Here is a 990-nt window from a genome sequence, read left to right as displayed (position 1 = left end):
CTAGGGCATGTCTGAAAAATATATAGCGCCCGTCCTGCGAGACTGGCCAGATGTCGAGGTTCCAGGTGCTCTCCGATGCCCAGTGGTCGATGATCGCCGACATGCTGCCCCGCCCCACGGGCCGCAAGGGCAGGCCCTTCGCCGATGCGCGGACCATGGTCGAGGCGATCATCTACCGGTATCGGACCGGCATCGCCTGGCGCGATCTGCCCGAGGTCTTCGGTCCCTGGCAGACGGTCTGGACCTGGCACCGGCGCATGGCCGCTGACGGCACCTGGGACCGGGTGCTGGAGCGACTGACCGCAGCAGCCGACGAAGCAGGACAGATCGACTGGACGGTCTCGGTGGACTCGACGATCGCTCGTGCTCATCAGCACGCGACCAACGTCAGCCGCCACACAGGGGGCTGGATCGAACTACACGAATCAGCAGGCCCAGCCCCAGGGCCTGCCGCAGGGCCAGCCGGACCGGCCGGCCCCAGAGCCGCCTGATCATGCCCTGGGCCGCTCGCGCGGCGGGCTCTCGACGAAGATCCACCAGCTCGTCGACGGCCGCGGGCTGCCGCTGGTGGTGCTGCTGAGTCCCGGTCAGGCCGGCGACTCGCCGATGCTTCTGCCGCTGCTGCAGCAACTGAAGGTCGGCCGCCGCCTCGGGCGGCCACGGACCCGGCCGGATGCACTCTGCGGCGACAAGGCCTACTCCTCGCGCGCGATCCGCAAGCACCTGCGCGCCAGGGGCATCACCGCCCACATCCCCGAGCCCGAGGACCAGAAAGGTCATCGGCTGCGGCGCGGATCAGCCGGCGGCCGGCCGCCGAACTTCGACCCGAACGCCTACCGCGGCCGCAATGTCGTCGAACGCCGCTACTGCCACATCAAGCAGTGGCGCGGGATCGCGACTCGCTATGACAAGCACGCGCTGACCTATCGGGCCGCGGTGGTGCTCAACGCGGTGATCGCCTGGACCGCACATTTGTCAGACATGCCCTAG

General features: G+C 68.8%; 1 protein-coding gene. It reads left to right on the top strand.

Features of this window, described 5'->3' with window-relative positions; translation table 11 throughout:
- Window positions 1-50: 50 nt before the first annotated feature.
- A protein-coding gene (locus RIL96_RS13275; protein WP_310549488.1) for an IS5 family transposase occupies window positions 51-990 on the top strand; the annotation gives its coding sequence in 2 pieces (ribosomal slippage) (window positions 51-401 and window positions 403-990; 939 coding nt in all).

The organism is Nesterenkonia aerolata, assembly GCF_031470965.1.
Lineage (GTDB): Bacteria > Actinomycetota > Actinomycetes > Actinomycetales > Micrococcaceae > Nesterenkonia > Nesterenkonia aerolata.
This window is presented reverse-complemented; position numbering and strand designations above follow the sequence as displayed.